The sequence below is a fragment of the Pelomonas sp. V22 genome, from assembly GCF_030014915.1.
In the GTDB taxonomy this organism is placed as follows: Bacteria; Pseudomonadota; Gammaproteobacteria; order Burkholderiales; family Burkholderiaceae_C; genus JAUASW01.
This window is the reverse complement of record NZ_JAGIXS010000002.1, coordinates 234,013-250,474: the sequence shown is the minus strand read 5'-3', so window position 1 is coordinate 250,474 and position 16,462 is coordinate 234,013. Positions and strand designations below refer to the sequence as shown.

Sequence of the window (16,462 nt, the reverse complement as noted above, 5' to 3'; positions counted from 1 at the left end):
CTCGAGTCGCTCGTTCAGCCGTTCTGGCTGGACTTCTTCGTGCTGGTCATCTTGCGCTTGGCACGCTTGATCTCGCCGCCTTGAGCCACACGCTGGTTGCCGAAGACTTCGAGCTTCTTGACCTGCGGGCGGTTGTTGCCGCTCTTGGAGAACTTGACGATCTTGACGATGCGCGGGCCCGCCTTGGCGTCTTCGCGAACGGCCTTGACCTTTTCCGGCATCGGGCGCCACAGCACCAGCAGCTTGCCGATGTGCTGGATGGGCGCGGCATCCAGCTTGTCGGACAGCTCTGCGAAAATGCTTTCGCGGTTCTCACGGTCGTCCGACAACACGCGCACCTTGATCAGCCCGTGGGCGTTCAGGGCAGCATCGGTTTCCTTCACGACGGCGGGCGTGAGTCCATCCGCGCCTATCATCACGACGGGGTCGAGATGGTGGGCATCGGAGCGTTTTTCCTTGCGCTGGGCAGGGGTCAATTGAATCGCAGGCATTCCGGCATTATCGGGCCAGGCGCGGCACATCATGAAATTCACGAGCAAAAGCAAGAAAATCAACAAGGCTTGGCTGCACGGTCATATCAATGATCCGTATGTCAAAGCAGCCCAGAAGGACGGCTATCGCGCTCGAGCCGCCTACAAGCTGCAGGAAATCGACGAAGAGCTGAAGCTGATCCGTCCGGGGCAAGTGGTCGTGGACCTGGGCGCCGCGCCCGGGGCCTGGAGCCAGTACCTGCGGCGCAAGTTTGCGCCCAAGGAGGCTGGCACCGGCGGAGCGGCCGTCGGGCAGCTCAACGGCACCATCATCGCGCTCGACCTGCTGGATTTCGAGCCGATCGAGGGCGTGCATTTCATCCAGGGTGATTTCCGCGAGGACGCTGTGCTGAAGGAGCTGGAAGACACCTTGGCCGGCCGTGCGGTGGATCTGGTGGTTTCCGACATGGCTCCCAACTTGTCAGGCATCACCGATACCGACGCTGCACGGGTCAGCCACCTGATCGAGCTGGCCCTGGACTTCGGCCAGAAGCACCTGACACCCGACGGCGCCCTGGTCGCCAAAGTCTTCCATGGTGCCGGCTACGACGATCTGGTGGCCCAGTTCCGCAAGGCCTTCAAGAAGGTCAAGACCCTGAAGCCCAAGGCTTCGCGTGACCGGTCGTCTGAGACTTTCTTGATCGGCATCGGCCTCAAGTGAGGCGTTTGCAGGCAATCTCTATCGCCGGGCATGGATTTCTCAATCAGGTCCGGGGACTTGACTGCAATAGAATCAACCCCAACTGCCGTGCATCGTCTGTGCGCAAGGCGCAGACCTGTGGAATCGAGTTAAAGGAGTCGCGGTGAACAATCAGTGGTTCTCGAAAATTGCTGTCTGGCTGGTGATCGCCCTGGTGCTGTTCACCGTGGTCAAGCAGTTTGATCGGGGCACGACCCAGGGGAACCAGATCGGCTATTCCGATTTCCTCGAGGAAGTGAAGTCCCGTCGCGTCAAGCAAGTGACCTTGCAGGAAACCCCCAGCGGCACCGAGATCTCGGCGCTGACGACGGACGACAAGCCCCTGCGCGCCCTCGCCCCGGTGTATGACCGCGGGCTGTACGGCGACCTGCTCAGCAACGGCGTGAAGTTCAGCGTGAAGCAGCGCGAAGAGCAATCGCTGCTGATGGGCCTGTTGATGAGCTGGGGCCCGATGCTGCTACTGATCGGCGTCTGGATCTACTTCATGCGTCAGATGCAGGGGGGCGGCAAGGGGGGCGCGTTCAGCTTCGGCAAGAGCAAGGCCCGCATGCTGGACGAGGCCAACAACTCGATCACCTTCGCCGACGTCGCTGGTTGCGACGAAGCCAAGGAAGAGGTCAAGGAGCTGGTCGATTTCCTGAAGGACCCGCAAAAATTCCAGAAGCTCGGCGGCCGCATTCCCCGTGGCGTGCTGATGGTCGGCCCTCCGGGTACCGGCAAGACGCTGCTGGCCAAGTCCATCGCCGGCGAGGCCAAGGTGCCGTTCTTCACGATCTCGGGTTCCGACTTCGTTGAAATGTTCGTCGGCGTGGGCGCCGCCCGCGTCCGCGACATGTTCGAGCAGGCCAAGAAGAGCGCGCCCTGCATCATCTTCATCGACGAAATCGATGCGGTCGGCCGCCATCGCGGTGCCGGCCTCGGCGGTGGCAACGACGAGCGCGAACAGACGCTGAACCAGATGCTGGTTGAGATGGATGGCTTCGAGACCAATCTCGGCGTCATCGTGATCGCCGCAACCAACCGCCCCGACATCCTTGACCCGGCGCTGCTGCGCCCGGGCCGTTTCGACCGCCAGGTCTATGTGACGCTGCCGGACATCCGCGGCCGCGAGCAAATCCTCAACGTCCACATGCGCAAGGTGCCGGTGGGCCAGGACGTGGACGCCAGCATCCTCGCTCGCGGCACGCCCGGCATGAGCGGCGCCGACCTGGCCAACCTGGTCAACGAGGCCGCACTGTTCGCTGCCCGCCGCAATGGCCGCCTGGTCGAGATGATCGACTTCGAGCGTGCCAAGGACAAGCTCTACATGGGCCCCGAGCGCAAGAGCATGGTGATGAGCGAAGACGAGAAGCGGGCCACCGCCTATCACGAGTCGGGCCATGCCATCGTTGCCGAAATGCTGCCGGGCACGGACCCGGTCCACAAGGTCACCGTGATGCCGCGCGGCCGTGCGCTGGGCGTCACCTGGCAGCTGCCGGAGCGCGACCAATACAGCCGCTACTACAAGCAGATGTTGAACGAGATCAGCATCCTGTTCGGCGGCCGCATCGCGGAAGACCTGTTCGTCAAGGAAATCTCCACCGGCGCTTCGAACGACTACGAGCGGGCCACGCGCATCGCCCGTGACATGGTGACCCGCTACGGCATGAGCAATCTGCTGGGCCCGATGGTCTATGCCGAGAACGAAGGCGAAGTCTTCCTCGGCCGCAACATGACCAAGACGGCCAACATCAGCGAGACCACGCAGCAGAAGGTCGATGCCGAGATGCGCCGCATCCTGGACGAGCAGTACGCCGTGGCCCAGCGCATCCTGGAAGAGAACCGCGACAAGGTCGAGGCGATGACCGAGGCCCTGATGAAGTGGGAAACCATCGACCGCGACCAGGTGCTCGACATCATGGCCGGCAAGCCGCCGCGCGCGCCTGGCGAATCCGCCACGCCCAGCGGTGGTTCCAGCGGTGGCGGTACGCCGCCGGTGAGCACCGACGGCGCCCCGGCAGCCGCCTGATCCAACTGAACCCATACGGGGCCCGACATCGCGTCGGGCCCTTTTTCCTTTCAACTCCGTCCTCGCTATGTACTGGCAGACCCGGCGCTTTCAGATCGACCTCAGCCGCCCCCGGGTGATGGGCATCGTCAACGTCACGCCCGATTCCTTTTCCGATGGCGGCCAGCATGGCGAGGCCGCGAGCGCCATCGCGCATTGCGAACGCCTGGTGGAGGAGGGGGCCGACATCCTCGACATCGGTGGCGAATCGACGCGGCCTGGCGCTGCCGTGCTGCCCGATGAAGAGGAGTGGCGCCGCATTGCACCGGTGATCCAGGCGGCGCTGAGCCTCAAGGTGCCGCTGTCGGTCGACACCTGCAAACCGGGCGTGATGCAGCGCGCGCTGGATGCTGGCGTCGACATCGTCAACGACGTGCAGGCCCTGCGCCGCCCGGGAGCGCTGGAACTGCTTGCGGCCCATGCGTCGGCCGGTATCTGCCTGATGCACATGCGCGGCGAGCCCTCGACGATGCAGGGCCTGACCGACTATGCCGACGTGGTGGCCGAGGTGGCGCAATTCCTCGGCGAGCAAGCCGCACGGGTGCGGGCCGCTGGCGTGGCGGCTGAACGCATCGTGCTGGACCCCGGCTATGGCTTTGCCAAGACCTCCGAGCAGAACCTGCTCCTGCTGCGCGAGCAGCGAAGCCTGTTGTCACTTGGATATCCGCTGCTCGTGGGTTGGTCGCGCAAGCGCACGCTCGGTGACCTGACCGGCAGGCCGGTCGATCAACGCCTGCCGGCCAGCGTGGCGGCCGCCTTGCTGGCCTTGTCGCATGGTGCCCGCATCCTGCGTGTGCACGATGTCGCAGCAACCAGCGATGCGCTCAAGGTCTGGCAGGCTGGGGATGGGCCGGGTGCGCTATTCGCCGACAATAGCGAGATCAAAAATACTGGAGGCCGCTCGCAATGAGCCGTACCTATTTCGGAACCGATGGCATCCGCGGCACCGTGGGCCAATCGCCCATCACCCCCGATTTCATGCTGCGCCTGGGCCATGCCGTGGGCCGCGTGCTCAAACGCAAGGTCGCACGCCCCAGCGTGCTGATCGGCAAGGACACCCGCATCTCTGGCTACATGCTGGAATCCTCCCTCGAAGCTGGTTTCGCTTCGGCGGGTGTCGATGTGCGCCTGACGGGCCCGCTGCCCACGCCGGGCGTGGCCTACCTGACCCGCGCGCTGCGCCAGGACCTGGGCGTGGTCATCTCGGCCTCGCACAACCCCTTCGCCGACAACGGCATCAAGTTCTTTTCGAGCAAGGGCGAGAAGCTGCCCGATGCCTGGGAGCTGGACGTTGAAGCCGCGCTCGAAGAGCCGCCGGTCTGGGTCGATTCGGCCAACCTCGGCCGTGCCCGCCGCCTGGAAGACGCGCGCGGCCGCTACATCGAGTTCTGCAAGAACTGCTTCGGCTCCGACCTCACGCTCAAGGGCCTGAAGATCGTCGTCGACGCTGCCCATGGCGCCGGCTACCAGATCGCTCCCGACGTGTTCCACGAGCTGGGCGCCGAGGTGATCGCCATCGGTTGCAGCCCGGATGGCTACAACATCAACGCCGGCTTTGGTGCTACGGCGCCGGCCGCGCTGGTCAAGGCGGTCAAGGAGCATGGCGCCCATTACGGCGTGGCGCTGGACGGCGATGCCGACCGCCTGCAACTGGTCGATGCCGAAGGTCGCCTCTACAACGGCGATGAGCTGCTCTATGTGATGGTGGCGGACCGCCTCGATCAAGGCCTGCGTGTGCCCGGCGCCGTCGGCACGCTGATGACCAATATGGCCGTCGAGCTGGCGCTGAAGTCGCGTGATGTCGATTTCGTCCGCGCGAAGGTCGGCGACCGCTACGTGCTGGAAGAGCTGGCCGCACGCGGCTGGCAGCTCGGCGGCGAAGGCTCCGGCCACCTGCTGGCCCTGGACAAGCACACGACCGGCGACGGCATCGTCAGCGCCTTGCTGGTGCTGCAGGCGATCAGCCGCACCGGCCGCAGCTTGTCGGACCAGCTCGCTGGTGTGGACCTGTTCCCGCAGACCTTGATCAATGTGCGCCTGCAGCCGGGCCAGGACTGGAAGGGCAATGCCCGCCTGGCCCAGGAACAGGCTGAGGTCACGGCCGACCTCGGTCAGCGTGGCCGCGTGCTGATCCGGGCATCGGGCACCGAGCCCCTGCTGCGCGTGATGGTCGAGGCCAGCGATGCGACCCTGGCCCAGCAATGCGCCCAGCGTCTCGCGGAAGCCGTGCGGGTCTGATTCGCTGAATCTCAAAAAAGAGCAAGGGCCGCCAGCGTTTGCACGCTGGCGGCCCTTCTCGCTTGCTTGGTTGCTGGGCGAGGGTCCTACCTGGGGTCTATTTCTTCGGCGGCATCAGCACGCGGTCCAGCACATGGGCCACGCCATTCGTGGCCGTGATGTCGGCCTGCTGGACCATGGCTTCCTCGACAGTCACAAAGTCACCGGCGCGGGCCAGAGCGATCGTGCCGCCTTGCAGGGTCTTCTGGTTGCTGTTGCGCACCTCGGCGGCCGACAGCTTGCCAGCGACCACGTGGTAGCTCAGCACGGACTTGAGCTGGGCCTTGTCGGCCACCAGGGCTTCCAGGGTCTTGGCCGGCACGGCCTTGAAGGCTTCGTCGCTGGGCGCGAACACGGTCAGCGGGCCGGCAGCGCGCAGCTCGTCGGCCATGCCGGCCTCGGCCACCAGGCGGTTGAAGGTGCTCAGCTGGGGTGCGCGAGCCAGGGTTTCGGTCAGCGGAGCCGGGGCGGGCGCCGTGGCGCAGGCGCCCAGGCCGGCGGCCAGGACGAGGGTGGAAAAGAGGCGAACGATCTGGGTTTGCATGATGGGTCTCCACAAATGCAGGGCGGATGCAGGGTGCATGGGCCCGGTGCCTGAGACTGTAGAAAGCCTCTGTGACATCACGGTGAATTCAATGTGACACCCTTGCTAGGGCGGCAATCACCGCTGGATCTTGTCAAGCGATGTCACTACGCTGTCATATTGGCTTTTTAGGATGCCGAGCATCGTTCAACCAAGCACCGTCACAGGTCCGCCATGAATCTCACTCGCTTTGCTCAGGGTTTCCTTCTTGCTGCCGGCCTCGCCGCCATGACCGGCGCCTCCGCGCAGGACGTGACCGGCGCCGGCGCCTCGTTCCCGGCCCCGATCTACTCCAAGTGGGCTGACGCTTATCACAAGGCCACTGGCGCTCGCATCAACTATCAATCGGTCGGCTCCGGTGCCGGCATCCGCCAGATCAAGGCCAAGACGGTCGACTTCGGCGCCTCCGATGCCCCGCTGAAGGACGATGAGCTGGCCAAGGATGGCCTGGTGCAGTTCCCCACCGTGATCGGCGGCGTCGTGCCGGTGGTCAATATCAAGGGCGTGGCCCCGGGCCAGCTGAAGCTGACCGGTCAGGTGCTCGGTGACATCTACCTCGGCAAGATTGCCAAGTGGAATGACCCCGCCATCACCGCCCTGAACCCGGGCGTGGCCCTGCCTGACGCAGCCATCGCGCCGGTTCGCCGCGCCGACGGCTCGGGCACCAGTTTCCTGTTCACCAACTACCTGAGCAAGGTCAACGCCGAGTGGAAGAGCAAGGTCGGCGAAGGCACGGCCGTGAACTGGCCCACCGGTGCAGGCGGCAAGGGCAATGAGGGCGTGTCGTCGTACGTGCAGCGCCTGAGCAACTCGATCGGCTATGTCGAGTACGCCTACGCCAAGCAGAACAAGATGTCGCATGTGCTGCTGAAGAACTCGGCCGGCAACTTCGTCGCCCCGAGCGATGACGCCTTCAAGGCCGCCGCTGCCGGTGCCGAATGGTCCAAGACCTTCTACCAGGTGCTGACCGAGCAAGCCGGCAAGGACAGCTGGCCCATCACCGGCGCCACCTTCATCCTGATGCACAAGTCGCAGGAAAAGACCGCCTCGGCTGCTGCCGCCCTGAAGTTCTTCGACTGGGCCTATGCCGCCGGTGGCGACAAGATGGCCGACGATCTCGACTACGTGCCGCTGCCGGCCGCCGTCAAGGACCTGATCCGCAAGCAATGGGGCGAGATCAAGGGCGCCGACGGCAAGGCTGTCAGCTACAAGTGATGCCAAGCCGCTGAGCCCGCTCAGTGAAGCAGCCCGGTGGTGACCCCTCCGGGCTGTGGCACAAGAGGGCTAGTCAGAATTCAACGCTGAGGAAGCGACAGACCCACCATGGCCGCAATACTCCCCGCCAACACCTTGGCCGCTGACCGCGCGGCCGAGCGCAGCCAGCCCCAGGGCGGCCCGCCGGCACGCCGCCGCGTCGCCCCCTGGGCCGACACCGTCTTTGCCCTGCTGGCCCACGGCGCCGCCTGGCTGACGCTGATCCTGCTGGTCGGCATCATCGTCTCGCTGCTGATCGGTGCCGCGCCGTCCATCAAGGAATTCGGCCTCGGCTTCCTGGTCTCCAAGGACTGGGACCCCGTGCAGCAGAAGTTCGGCGGCCTGGTGATGATCTACGGCACCTTGATGACCTCGCTGATCGCGCTGGCCATTGCCGTGCCGGTCAGCTTCGGCATCGCGATGTTCCTGACCGAGCTCTCGCCCAACTGGCTCAAGCGTCCGCTGGGTGTGGCCGTGGAATTGCTGGCGGCCGTGCCTTCCATCGTTTACGGCATGTGGGGCTTGCTGGTTTTCGGCCCCATCTTCGCGACCTACGTGCAGCAGCCGCTGCAGCAGCTGTTGACTGGCGTGCCGCTGCTTGGTGAGCTGGTGTCGGGCCCGCCCGTGGGCATTGGCATCCTGCCGGCCGGCATCATCCTCGCCATCATGATCATTCCCTTCATCGCCTCGGTGATGCGGGACGTCTTCGAGGTGACGCCGCCTATGCTGAAGGAATCGGCCTACGGCCTCGGTGCCACCACCTGGGAGGTGGTCTGGCGCGTGGTGCTGCCCTACACCAAGACCGGTGTGGTCGGCGGCATCATGCTGGGCCTCGGCCGCGCGCTTGGCGAGACCATGGCCGTGACCTTTGTGATCGGCAACGCGAGCCAGCTGAATTCGCTGTCGGTCTTCGAGGCCGCCAACAGCATCACCTCGGCCCTGGCGAATGAATTTGCCGAGGCCGGCGAGGGCCTGCACCAGGCCTCGCTGATCTACCTCGGCCTGGTGCTGTTCTTCATCACCTTCGTGGTGCTGGCCTGCTCCAAGCTGCTGCTCAACAAGCTCAAGAAGAACGAGGGAGCCCGCACATGAGCACGAGCCAAGCCCGCCTGGGCATGTACAGGCGCCGCCGGCGCGTCAACCAGGTCGCGCTGACCCTGTCGCTGGCTGCGATGGCCTTCGGCGTGTTCTGGCTGATCTGGATCCTCTTTGACACCGTGCGCTTCGGCTTCGGCGGCCTGAACCTGGCCGTCTTCACCGAGACCACCCCGCCGCCGCAAGGCGAGGGCGGTGGCCTGGCCAACGCGATCTTCGGCTCCGGCCTGATGGTGGGCATGGCCACGCTGATCGGCACGCCCATCGGCATCCTGGCTGGCGTCTACCTGGCTGAGTACGGCCAGAAGACCTGGCTCGGCAGCGCCGTGCGTTTCATCAACGACATCCTGCTGTCGGCGCCTTCCATCGTGATCGGCCTCTTCATCTACGCGGTGGTGGTCACCCGCATGAAGAGCTTCTCCGGCATCGCCGGCATCATGGCGCTCGCGCTGATCGTGATCCCGGTGGTGATTCGTACGACCGAGAACATGCTGAGTCTGGTGCCGAACGCACTGCGCGAAGCCGCCTACGCACTCGGCACGCCGAAGTGGAAGGTGATTCTCTCGGTGACGCTGAAGGCCGCGCGCTCCGGCGTGATCACAGGCGTGCTGCTGGCACTGGCCCGCGTGTCGGGCGAGACCGCACCGCTGCTGTTCACGGCACTGTCCAACCAGTTCTGGAGCACCGACATCACCCGCCCGATGGCGAGCCTGCCGGCCATGATCCGCGACTTCGCGATGAGCCCCTATGCGAACTGGCAGCAACTGGCCTGGGTGGGCGTTTTCATCATCACCCTGGGCGTGCTGCTGCTGAACATCATGGCGCGCGTGTTTTTCAAGAACAAGCACTGAACCTAAGAAAGCTTTGACCATGGACGCCAAAGTCGACATGCCCATCACCGAGCGGGCCAAGCTCTCGGTGCGCAACCTGAACTTCTATTACGGCAGCTTCCACGCGCTGAAGAGCATCAACCTGGACATCCCGGAAAAGAAGGTCACCGCCTTCATCGGCCCCAGCGGCTGCGGCAAGTCCACACTGCTGCGCACGCTGAACCGCATGTTCGAGCTCTACCCCGAGCAGCGCGCAGAAGGCCAGATCCTGCTGGACGGCGAGGACATTCTCTCGAGCCGCGAAGACGTCTCCCTGATCCGCGCCAAGATCGGCATGGTGTTCCAGAAGCCCACGCCGTTCCCGATGTCGATCTACGACAACATCGCCTTCGGCGTGCGCCTCTTTGAGACGCTGCCGCGTGTGGAGATGGATGAACGTGTCGAGTGGGCTCTGAAGAAAGCCGCGCTCTGGACCGAAGTGAAAGACAAGCTCAACCAGAGCGGCTCCGGCCTCTCCGGCGGCCAGCAGCAGCGCCTGTGCATTGCACGCGGCATTGCGATCAAGCCGGAGATCCTCCTGCTCGACGAGCCCTGCTCGGCGCTGGACCCGATCTCCACCGGCAAGATCGAGGAGCTGATCCACGAGCTCAAGAGCGACTACACGGTGGCCATCGTGACCCACAACATGCAGCAGGCCGCACGCTGCTCGGACTACACGGCCTATATGTACCTGGGCGACCTGATCGAGTTCGGCCCCACGGGCGACTTGTTCATGAAGCCCAAGCGCAAAGACACTGAGGATTACATCACCGGCCGTTTCGGCTGATCGAGGGAGACCAAGAATGAGCGACAAGCATCTCTCCACCCAATTCGATGCCGAGCTGAGCGGCATCTCCACCCGCGTGCTCGAGATGGGCGGCATGGTCGAGGCCCAGGTGGCCCAGGCCGTGGAGGCCCTGGTGCAGTTCAGCGGCGAGCTGGCCAGCAGCGTGCTGCAGACCGAGGAGAAGGTCAATGCGATGGAGGTCGAGATTGACCGCGACCTCTCCACCATCATTGCCCGCCGCCAGCCCACGGCCCGCGACCTGCGCCTCTTGATCGCCATCTCGAAGGCGATTGCCAACCTGGAGCGCGTCGGTGACGAAGCCGCGCGTGTGGCCCGAACGGTGCAGCGCCTGATCAATGCCGGCGTGTCGAGCCGGCTGCGTCTGCCGATGTCGGACCTGGCCTTCGAGGCCGAGCTGGCCGTGGCCCTGCTGCGCAAGGCGCTGGATGCCTTTGCCCGCCTGGACGTCGAGAAGGCGCTCGAAGTGCTGAAGCAGGACGACCAGATCGACAAGGAGTTCGATGGCCTGCTGCGCAAGCTGATTACCTACATGATGGAAGACCCGCGCACCATCTCTTCGTCCATCGACCTGGTGTTCGTGGCCAAGGCCATCGAGCGTGTGGGCGACCATGCTAAGAACCTGGCCGAGGTCATCATCTACGTGGTCAAGGGCACGGACGTGCGTCACAACACGCCCGAGGCCGTCGAAACCATGGTGAGGTAATCAAGATGAGCCGAATCCTGGTGGTGGAAGACGAATCGGCAATCGCCGAGCTGATCTCCATCAACCTGCGCCATGCAGGTTTTGAAGTGACCCTGGCGGCGAGCGCTGACCAGGCCCAGTACGAGGTCGACCGCATGTTGCCCGACCTCGTCGTGCTGGACTGGATGCTGCCCGGCCAGAGCGGCGTGGCGCTGGCCCGCCAATGGCGCGGCAGCGCTCGCACCAAGGAGCTGCCGGTCATCATGCTGACCGCCCGCGCCGACGAGATGGACAAGATCGCCGGCCTGGATGCCGGTGCCGACGACTACCTGACCAAGCCCTTCTCGACCAACGAGCTGCTGGCCCGCATCCGCGCCGTGCTGCGCCGCCGCGCGCCCGAGGCGCTGGACTCGGTGGTCGAGGTCGGTGGCCTCAGCATCGACCCCGGCACGCGCCGCGTCAGCCGCGATGGCACCGAAGTCAAGCTGGGCCCGACCGAGTTTCGGCTGCTGCATTTCTTCATGACCCATCCCGAGCGCGTGCACAGCCGCTCGCAACTGCTGGACCGCGTCTGGGGCGACCATGTGTTCATCGAGGAACGCACGGTGGATGTGCATGTGAAGCGCCTGCGCGAGGCGCTGGAGAAGGTGCACTGTCAGCGCATGATCGAGACGGTGCGCGGTGCCGGCTATCGCCTGACGCAGCAGCAGGCTGCGCTGTCGAGCTGATCGATTGTTCAAGAAGAAGACTTTGAGGATGCGGACTTGAGCTGGTTTTTTGCCCGGCTGGTATTGATCGTGGTGGCACTGGCCGCCGGCAGCCTGGTGGGCTGGTGGGCTGGCCACGAATTCGCCGCGCCACTGGTGGCCGAGGCCCTCGGGGCTGGCACGGCGGTGGCCTTGCTCACGTTGTTTGACTCGCTGCGCGCGCACCGCCTGATGGAATGGCTTCGCGGCTCGCAGCAAGAGGCGGCTCCGCGTGACCGTGGCTTCTGGGGCGAGATCGGCTACCGCGTCGAACGTGCACTGCGCCAGCGCGAGTTGGCCCTGGCGCGTGAGCGGCTGTGGATGGACCAGTTCCTCTCCGCCATCGAGGCTTCGCCGAATGGCGTGCTGATGCTGGACGCGAACGACCAGATCCAGTGGTGCAACCACGTGGCGGCCGACCACTTCTCGCTGGACCCGCAGCGCGACCTGCAGCAGCGCATCACCAACCTCGTGCGTGCGCCCAATTTCGTGGCTTATCTGCAGGCGGGTGACTACCAGGACCCGCTGCTGCTGGCTGGCAGCTCGCGCGGGCGGGGCAGCCTGTCTGTCGTCGTGCGCAGCTACGGAGAAGGCCGCAAGCTGGTGCTCTCGGTCGATGTGACCGAGCGTGAGCGGGCCGATGCGATGCGACGCGATTTCGTCGCCAACGTCTCACACGAGATCCGCACGCCCCTGACGGTGCTGGCGGGCTTCATCGAGACCATGGACAGCCTGCCGCTGACCGAGGCCGAGCGCCGCCGCGTGCTCAGCCTGATGCAGCAGCAGACGCAGCGCATGCAGACCCTGGTGGCCGACCTGCTGACGCTGGCCCAGCTGGAGGGCAGCCCGCGGCCTACATCAGACAAATGGGTGAGCCTCGACGGGCTGCTGCAGCGCATCCGCAGCGACGCGCTCGCGCTGTCGCAGGGGCGGCACCGCATCACGGTGCTGGCTGATACGCGGGCCGAGTTGGCCGGTGTCGAGGGCGAGTTGCTCAGCGGCATCGGCAACCTGGTCTCGAATGCGGTGCGCTACACACCGGAGGGCGGCGGCATCGACGTCCATTGGCGCGAACTCGCCGATGGCTCCGGCGAGCTTTGCGTGGCCGATACCGGGCCCGGCATCGCCCGGGAGCATCTGCCGCGCCTGACCGAGCGCTTTTATCGCGTGGACGGTAGCCGCTCCCGCGAAAGCGGCGGCACGGGCCTCGGCCTGTCCATCGTCAAGCATGTGGTGCAGCGCCATGGTGGCGCCTTGCTGATCGAGAGCGAGGTCGGCAAGGGCAGCCGCTTCAAGCTGCAGTTCCCGGCCGCCCGCGTGCGCGCGGCAGCGGCTGAGCCGGTGGTGGCCGAGCAGTTGAAGGCCTGAACCGGCCGGCTGATCAGCGGGCCAGCAGCTGGTAGCCCTGGTCGCCCCGGTCGGTGGGGCGCTTCACGATGGCGAGCAGGCGCCAGCCGTTTGGCGGCACTTCCTGGCCCTGCACATAGCGCAGCGCATGGCTGCATTCGGTGATGACCAGGGGCCTGCGGGCGTCGACGTGCCAGCCACCCTGGAACTCCAGCGCAGCCAGCAGCGACATCGCCTGGTCGGGCGCTGCAATGCAGGTCGGATTTGAAGGCAGCTGTGCGCGGAGGCGCTCGATCAGCGGGCGGTTGCTGCGCGCGTAGTCCAGCGGCGGCAGCATCAGCGTCATGGCCAGCAGCCAGGCCAGGGTCACGCCGCCGGCGGGCAGGGCCAGGCTCTTCCAGACCGCATGCTGATGGCGCGACGTGCGCCAGCGCACCAGGGCCAGCCAGGCCAGCGTGGCCAGGGCCGCGGCCAGCAGGGCCAGTGGATGGAAGCTGGGCACAAAGCCCTGCGCCAGGCGCTGCAGATTGGCCAGCAGCTTGGGCGGCCAGCCCTGCTGCATCGACAGGTAGTAGGCCCAAAAGAACAGGGCCACGGCGGTGAAGAAGAACACCGAGAACCAGTCCACGGCGGCGGCGAAGCTGCGCTTGAGTGTTGGCAGCGCAAAGGCCGCCAGCACGGCCAGCGGCGGAAGGCACAGCAGCAGGGCGCGGTCCGAGCCGTTCATGGTGATCGAGGCCACCATGGGCACGACGAAGACGATCAGCGGCAACAGGATGTGGCGGCGCGGCCAGTGATGGCGCCAGCGCCACAGCGTCCAGAAGGCGAGCGGCCAGGCCGGCCAGCAGAACCAGCCGAACTGGCTCAGCAGCTGCAGGCCGAACTCTGTCGTGCCCGGCATGCTCACCCGCCAGGCCCAAGCGTCGAAGGCCCAGGCCGACAGCGCGCTCAGGAGCGCGGCCGCCAAGACCCACATCGTCAGGCTGCGCACGTCGTCGTAGCTGGAGCGCTGGCACAGCCAGGCGCCGAGGCCGGCATAGAGCATGGACACGGCCGGCGCGCCGCTGGCTGCCAGCACGGGCAGCGAGAGCAGGACGGCCGCGCGCGATTTCCAGGCGCTGTAGGGCGCCACCGCCAACCCGTAGAGATAGATGGCGCAGGCCAGCAACTGCAGCAACTCGGGCGTGGTCTCGTGGCCCAGCATCAGGAGGCCGAGGCTGGCCAGCAGAGCCAGCAGGGCGCCATCGGCCATCGCCCGTGCATAGTCGGTCACTTGCGCTTCTCCACCGAAGGCAAAGGCCACGGGCTGGGCGGCTTCGGTGCGGGCCAGATGGAAGCTGCTGTACCAGACCAGCATGAACACAAGCAGCAGCACGGCTGCGAAGGGCAGGCGCGCGGCCAGCGCCGGGTCGAGGAAGGGCAGGGCCTTGATCGCCAGCGCGCCGAGCCAGAAGGGCAGAGGGCCGCCTTCAGCAGGTATCCCGGCAATGGCCGGCTGCCACCAGGAGGCATGGCCCTGGGCGATGCTGGCCATGAAGCCGAAGGCGGTCAGGTCGGCATTGCGCCAGGGGTCGCGGCCGAACAGGCCGGGCAGCACATAGGCCGCGCACAGCAGCAGCAAGGCCAGTCGCGGCAGGCGCTGGGCGCCGCGCTCGGCCACGATGGCGGGGGTGGGCAGGTTCACGCGTCTCGGGGTCTTGTTGTTGTGAGCCGGATCATGCCGGAGATTCGGGGCGTGCCCCTTCCTGAGTCAGCTTGACACTCAGAACGGTTGAACACTGCCGGCGAAAGCAAACAAAAAAGCCCCGCGTCTCAAGGACTTGCGGGGCTTCTAGGCGTTGCATCTGGGTCCATGCGGACCGCTGCGAACAAATTTCTGGCGGAGCAGGCGGGATTCGAACCCGCGGTGGGCTATTAACCCACACACGCTTTCCAGGCGTGCGACTTAAACCACTCATCCACCGCTCCGAAGCCCGCCATTCTAGCCTAGTTTTTCGGGTGCTCCGGAGAGTCTCAAGCCTTGTTGGCGTTGCCATTCATCAGGGCCATGGCCGTGCCGATCAGGCCCGATACCTCGCTCATGTTGCCGGGCACGATCATGGTGTTGTTCTTCTGGGCGAGCTGGGCATAGGCATCGACAGCCTTCTCGGCCACCTTCAGCTGCACGGCCTGGTCGCCGCCGGGGTGCTGGATGGAGGCGGCGATCTTGCGGATGGCGTCGGCCGTGGCATCGGCCACGGCGGTGATGGCGGCGGCTTCACCGAGTGCCTTGTTGATCTCGGCCTGCTTCTCGCCTTCGGAGCGCGCGATGGCGGCCTCGCGCTCGCCGGTGGCGATGTTGATCTGTTCCTGGCGGCGGCCTTCAGATGCCGCAATCAGGGCGCGCTTCTCGCGCTCGGCCGTGATCTGCGCCTGCATCGCATGCAGGATGGCAGGCGGCGGCGTCAGGTCCTTGATCTCGTAGCGCAGCACCTTGACGCCCCAGTTCAAGGCGGCCTCGTCGAGCGCCTGTACGACGGAGCTGTTGATCATGTCGCGCTCTTCGAAGGTGCGGTCCAATTCCATGCGGCCGATCACACTGCGCAGCGTGGTCTGCGCGAGCTGGGTGATCGCGATGATGTAGTTGCTGGAGCCGTAGCTGGCACGCATCGGGTCGGTGATCTGGAAGTAGAGAATGCCGTCGACCGTCAGCTGCGTGTTGTCCTTGGTGATGCAGACCTGGCTCGGCACATCGAGCGGGATCTCCTTCAGCGAATGCTTGTAGGCCAGGCGATCAACGAAGGGCACGAGGAAGTTCAGCCCTGGCGTGAGCGTGCCGTGATAGCGGCCCAGGCGTTCGACCACCCAGGCATGCTGCTGCGGCACGACCTTGACCGAGCGGACCACAAAAATGGCTGCGACGATCAGCAGCACCAGTGCAACGATTTCCATGCATCTCCCCTTGTTGTTAGTTGGGCCTTGTGCGGCTCAGGCCGGTTCGAGCAGCAGACAGCTGCCGTCGATGGCGCGGATGACGAAGCGGCCGCTCTGCGGCTGGCCTTCGCCCTGGAAGCGGGCCTGCCAGTCGGTGCCGCGGTACTTGACGGTGGTTCGGCCGTCGTCCTGCCAGTGCTGGACCTGCACGGTTTGACCGATGTCCAGATTGACGTCGCGGTCTGCCTGCGCCGGCAGGCGCATCTGCTTGCTGCGGCGCAGATGCCACAGCGCCACGGCTGCACCGCCGACCAGGGCTCCCGTCAGCATCTGCGCCGTCATGCTCAGGCCCAGATGGGCGGCCAGTGCCGAGGCGCCGGCACCCAGGGCCAGCATCAGCAGGTAGAAGGTGCCGGTGGCCAGCTCAGCCGCGACCAGCAGGCCCACCACGATCCACCAGGCGATGGCTTGATTCATTGCCCCTCCGTTTGTTGCAAACGAGTGTAGCGCCCGGCCTGGCGCGCTCAGGTCGTCCGGTTTGTGCGACAAACGGGGGCGGCCCAGCGTCATTCCGGTGCTTGGCCCTACACTTCGCGCCTTCCGTTTTTCGC

16 protein-coding genes and 1 tRNA gene are annotated in these 16,462 nt (G+C 65.6%); 11 read left to right on the top strand and 6 right to left on the bottom strand.

The annotated features are described in order from the left end of the window. Positions 1-14 precede the first annotated feature (14 nt). Positions 15-491, bottom strand: a complete 477-nt coding sequence (locus J7U46_RS10435; protein ID WP_282825511.1) for a YhbY family RNA-binding protein — start codon at positions 489-491, stop codon at positions 15-17. Positions 492-522: 31 nt separating this feature from the next. Here J7U46_RS10435 and J7U46_RS10430 point away from each other — a divergent pair, with 31 nt between their 5' ends. The 4 genes from J7U46_RS10430 to glmM all read left to right on the top strand — a co-directional run bounded on the left by J7U46_RS10430 (position 523) and on the right by glmM (position 5,515). Next, the gene (locus tag J7U46_RS10430) at positions 523-1,191 is read left to right on the top strand and encodes an RlmE family RNA methyltransferase (protein WP_282825509.1); all 669 of its coding nucleotides are present in this window, start codon (positions 523-525) and stop codon (positions 1,189-1,191) included. A 142-nt stretch (positions 1,192-1,333) separates the two neighbouring features. Then, positions 1,334-3,238, top strand: a complete 1,905-nt coding sequence (ftsH, locus tag J7U46_RS10425) for an ATP-dependent zinc metalloprotease FtsH (protein WP_282825507.1) — start codon at positions 1,334-1,336, stop codon at positions 3,236-3,238. A 67-nt stretch (positions 3,239-3,305) separates the two neighbouring features. Further along, positions 3,306-4,187: a dihydropteroate synthase gene (gene folP, locus J7U46_RS10420; protein ID WP_282825505.1), complete on the top strand. Its 882-nt coding sequence runs from the start codon at positions 3,306-3,308 to the stop codon at positions 4,185-4,187. Further along, a complete protein-coding gene (gene glmM, locus J7U46_RS10415) occupies positions 4,184-5,515 on the top strand; it encodes a phosphoglucosamine mutase (RefSeq protein ID WP_282825504.1) in 1,332 nt (443 codons plus the stop codon). Before folP ends, glmM begins: the two co-directional genes overlap by 4 nt. Positions 5,516-5,612: 97 nt before the next feature. Here the strand turns inward: glmM and J7U46_RS10410 are convergent, their stop codons facing one another. Further along, entirely contained in the window at positions 5,613-6,098 is a 486-nt protein-coding gene (locus J7U46_RS10410) for a fasciclin domain-containing protein (RefSeq protein WP_282825503.1), read from the bottom strand. A gap of 213 nt (positions 6,099-6,311) precedes the next feature. Here J7U46_RS10410 and pstS point away from each other — a divergent pair, with 213 nt between their 5' ends. From pstS to phoR, 7 genes are all read left to right on the top strand, one after another. Beyond that, positions 6,312-7,352 (top strand): phosphate ABC transporter substrate-binding protein PstS, encoded by a 1,041-nt coding sequence (gene pstS / locus J7U46_RS10405; RefSeq protein WP_282825501.1) that lies wholly within the window; start codon positions 6,312-6,314, stop codon positions 7,350-7,352. 108 nt (positions 7,353-7,460) lie between these two features. Then, the gene (gene pstC, locus J7U46_RS10400; RefSeq protein WP_282825499.1) at positions 7,461-8,483 is read left to right on the top strand and encodes a phosphate ABC transporter permease PstC; all 1,023 of its coding nucleotides are present in this window, start codon (positions 7,461-7,463) and stop codon (positions 8,481-8,483) included. Beyond that, positions 8,480-9,337 carry a phosphate ABC transporter permease PstA gene (gene pstA / locus J7U46_RS10395; RefSeq protein ID WP_282825497.1) on the top strand — a complete coding sequence of 286 codons (858 nt, stop codon included), beginning with the start codon at positions 8,480-8,482 and terminating at the stop codon, positions 9,335-9,337. The genes pstC and pstA overlap by 4 nt, the downstream gene beginning before the upstream one ends. Before the next feature lie 19 nt (positions 9,338-9,356). Next, positions 9,357-10,142, top strand: coding sequence for a phosphate ABC transporter ATP-binding protein PstB (gene pstB / locus J7U46_RS10390; protein WP_282825496.1), 786 nt, complete (start codon positions 9,357-9,359; stop codon positions 10,140-10,142). Positions 10,143-10,158: 16 nt separating this feature from the next. Continuing rightward, the gene (gene phoU, locus J7U46_RS10385; RefSeq protein ID WP_282825494.1) at positions 10,159-10,866 is read left to right on the top strand and encodes a phosphate signaling complex protein PhoU; all 708 of its coding nucleotides are present in this window, start codon (positions 10,159-10,161) and stop codon (positions 10,864-10,866) included. Positions 10,867-10,871: 5 nt separating this feature from the next. Further along, the gene (phoB, locus tag J7U46_RS10380; protein ID WP_282825493.1) at positions 10,872-11,573 is read left to right on the top strand and encodes a phosphate regulon transcriptional regulator PhoB; all 702 of its coding nucleotides are present in this window, start codon (positions 10,872-10,874) and stop codon (positions 11,571-11,573) included. 36 nt (positions 11,574-11,609) lie between these two features. Further along, entirely contained in the window at positions 11,610-12,959 is a 1,350-nt protein-coding gene (gene phoR, locus J7U46_RS10375; protein WP_282825491.1) for a phosphate regulon sensor histidine kinase PhoR, read from the top strand. Positions 12,960-12,972: 13 nt separating this feature from the next. Here phoR and J7U46_RS10370 read toward each other — a convergent pair whose 3' ends face one another. The 4 genes from J7U46_RS10370 to J7U46_RS10355 all read right to left on the bottom strand — a co-directional run bounded on the left by J7U46_RS10370 (position 12,973) and on the right by J7U46_RS10355 (position 16,328). After that, positions 12,973-14,622 (bottom strand): hypothetical protein, encoded by a 1,650-nt coding sequence (locus J7U46_RS10370; protein ID WP_282825489.1) that lies wholly within the window; start codon positions 14,620-14,622, stop codon positions 12,973-12,975. A gap of 193 nt (positions 14,623-14,815) precedes the next feature. Further along, positions 14,816-14,906, bottom strand: a tRNA-Ser gene (locus J7U46_RS10365). A 45-nt stretch (positions 14,907-14,951) separates the two neighbouring features. Then, a complete protein-coding gene (locus J7U46_RS10360) occupies positions 14,952-15,869 on the bottom strand; it encodes an SPFH domain-containing protein (RefSeq protein ID WP_282825487.1) in 918 nt (305 codons plus the stop codon). 36 nt (positions 15,870-15,905) lie between these two features. Further along, positions 15,906-16,328, bottom strand: a complete 423-nt coding sequence (locus J7U46_RS10355) for an NfeD family protein (RefSeq protein WP_282825485.1) — start codon at positions 16,326-16,328, stop codon at positions 15,906-15,908. Between the last annotated feature and the right edge of the window lie 134 nt (positions 16,329-16,462).

What these genes read in the sequence shown, in the direction of transcription:
- J7U46_RS10435 (WP_282825511.1), bottom strand. Translation starts at nt 491, where the DNA reads ATGCCTGCGATTCAATTGACCCCTGCCCAGCGCAAGGAAAAACGCTCC.
- J7U46_RS10430 (WP_282825509.1), top strand. Translation starts at nt 523, where the DNA reads ATGAAATTCACGAGCAAAAGCAAGAAAATCAACAAGGCTTGGCTGCAC.
- folP (WP_282825505.1), top strand. Translation starts at nt 3,306, where the DNA reads ATGTACTGGCAGACCCGGCGCTTTCAGATCGACCTCAGCCGCCCCCGG.
- glmM (WP_282825504.1), top strand. Translation starts at nt 4,184, where the DNA reads ATGAGCCGTACCTATTTCGGAACCGATGGCATCCGCGGCACCGTGGGC.
- J7U46_RS10410 (WP_282825503.1), bottom strand. Translation starts at nt 6,098, where the DNA reads ATGCAAACCCAGATCGTTCGCCTCTTTTCCACCCTCGTCCTGGCCGCC.
- pstS (WP_282825501.1), top strand. Translation starts at nt 6,312, where the DNA reads ATGAATCTCACTCGCTTTGCTCAGGGTTTCCTTCTTGCTGCCGGCCTC.
- pstC (WP_282825499.1), top strand. Translation starts at nt 7,461, where the DNA reads ATGGCCGCAATACTCCCCGCCAACACCTTGGCCGCTGACCGCGCGGCC.
- pstA (WP_282825497.1), top strand. Translation starts at nt 8,480, where the DNA reads ATGAGCACGAGCCAAGCCCGCCTGGGCATGTACAGGCGCCGCCGGCGC.
- pstB (WP_282825496.1), top strand. Translation starts at nt 9,357, where the DNA reads ATGGACGCCAAAGTCGACATGCCCATCACCGAGCGGGCCAAGCTCTCG.
- phoU (WP_282825494.1), top strand. Translation starts at nt 10,159, where the DNA reads ATGAGCGACAAGCATCTCTCCACCCAATTCGATGCCGAGCTGAGCGGC.
- phoB (WP_282825493.1), top strand. Translation starts at nt 10,872, where the DNA reads ATGAGCCGAATCCTGGTGGTGGAAGACGAATCGGCAATCGCCGAGCTG.
- J7U46_RS10360 (WP_282825487.1), bottom strand. Translation starts at nt 15,869, where the DNA reads ATGGAAATCGTTGCACTGGTGCTGCTGATCGTCGCAGCCATTTTTGTG.
- J7U46_RS10355 (WP_282825485.1), bottom strand. Translation starts at nt 16,328, where the DNA reads ATGAATCAAGCCATCGCCTGGTGGATCGTGGTGGGCCTGCTGGTCGCG.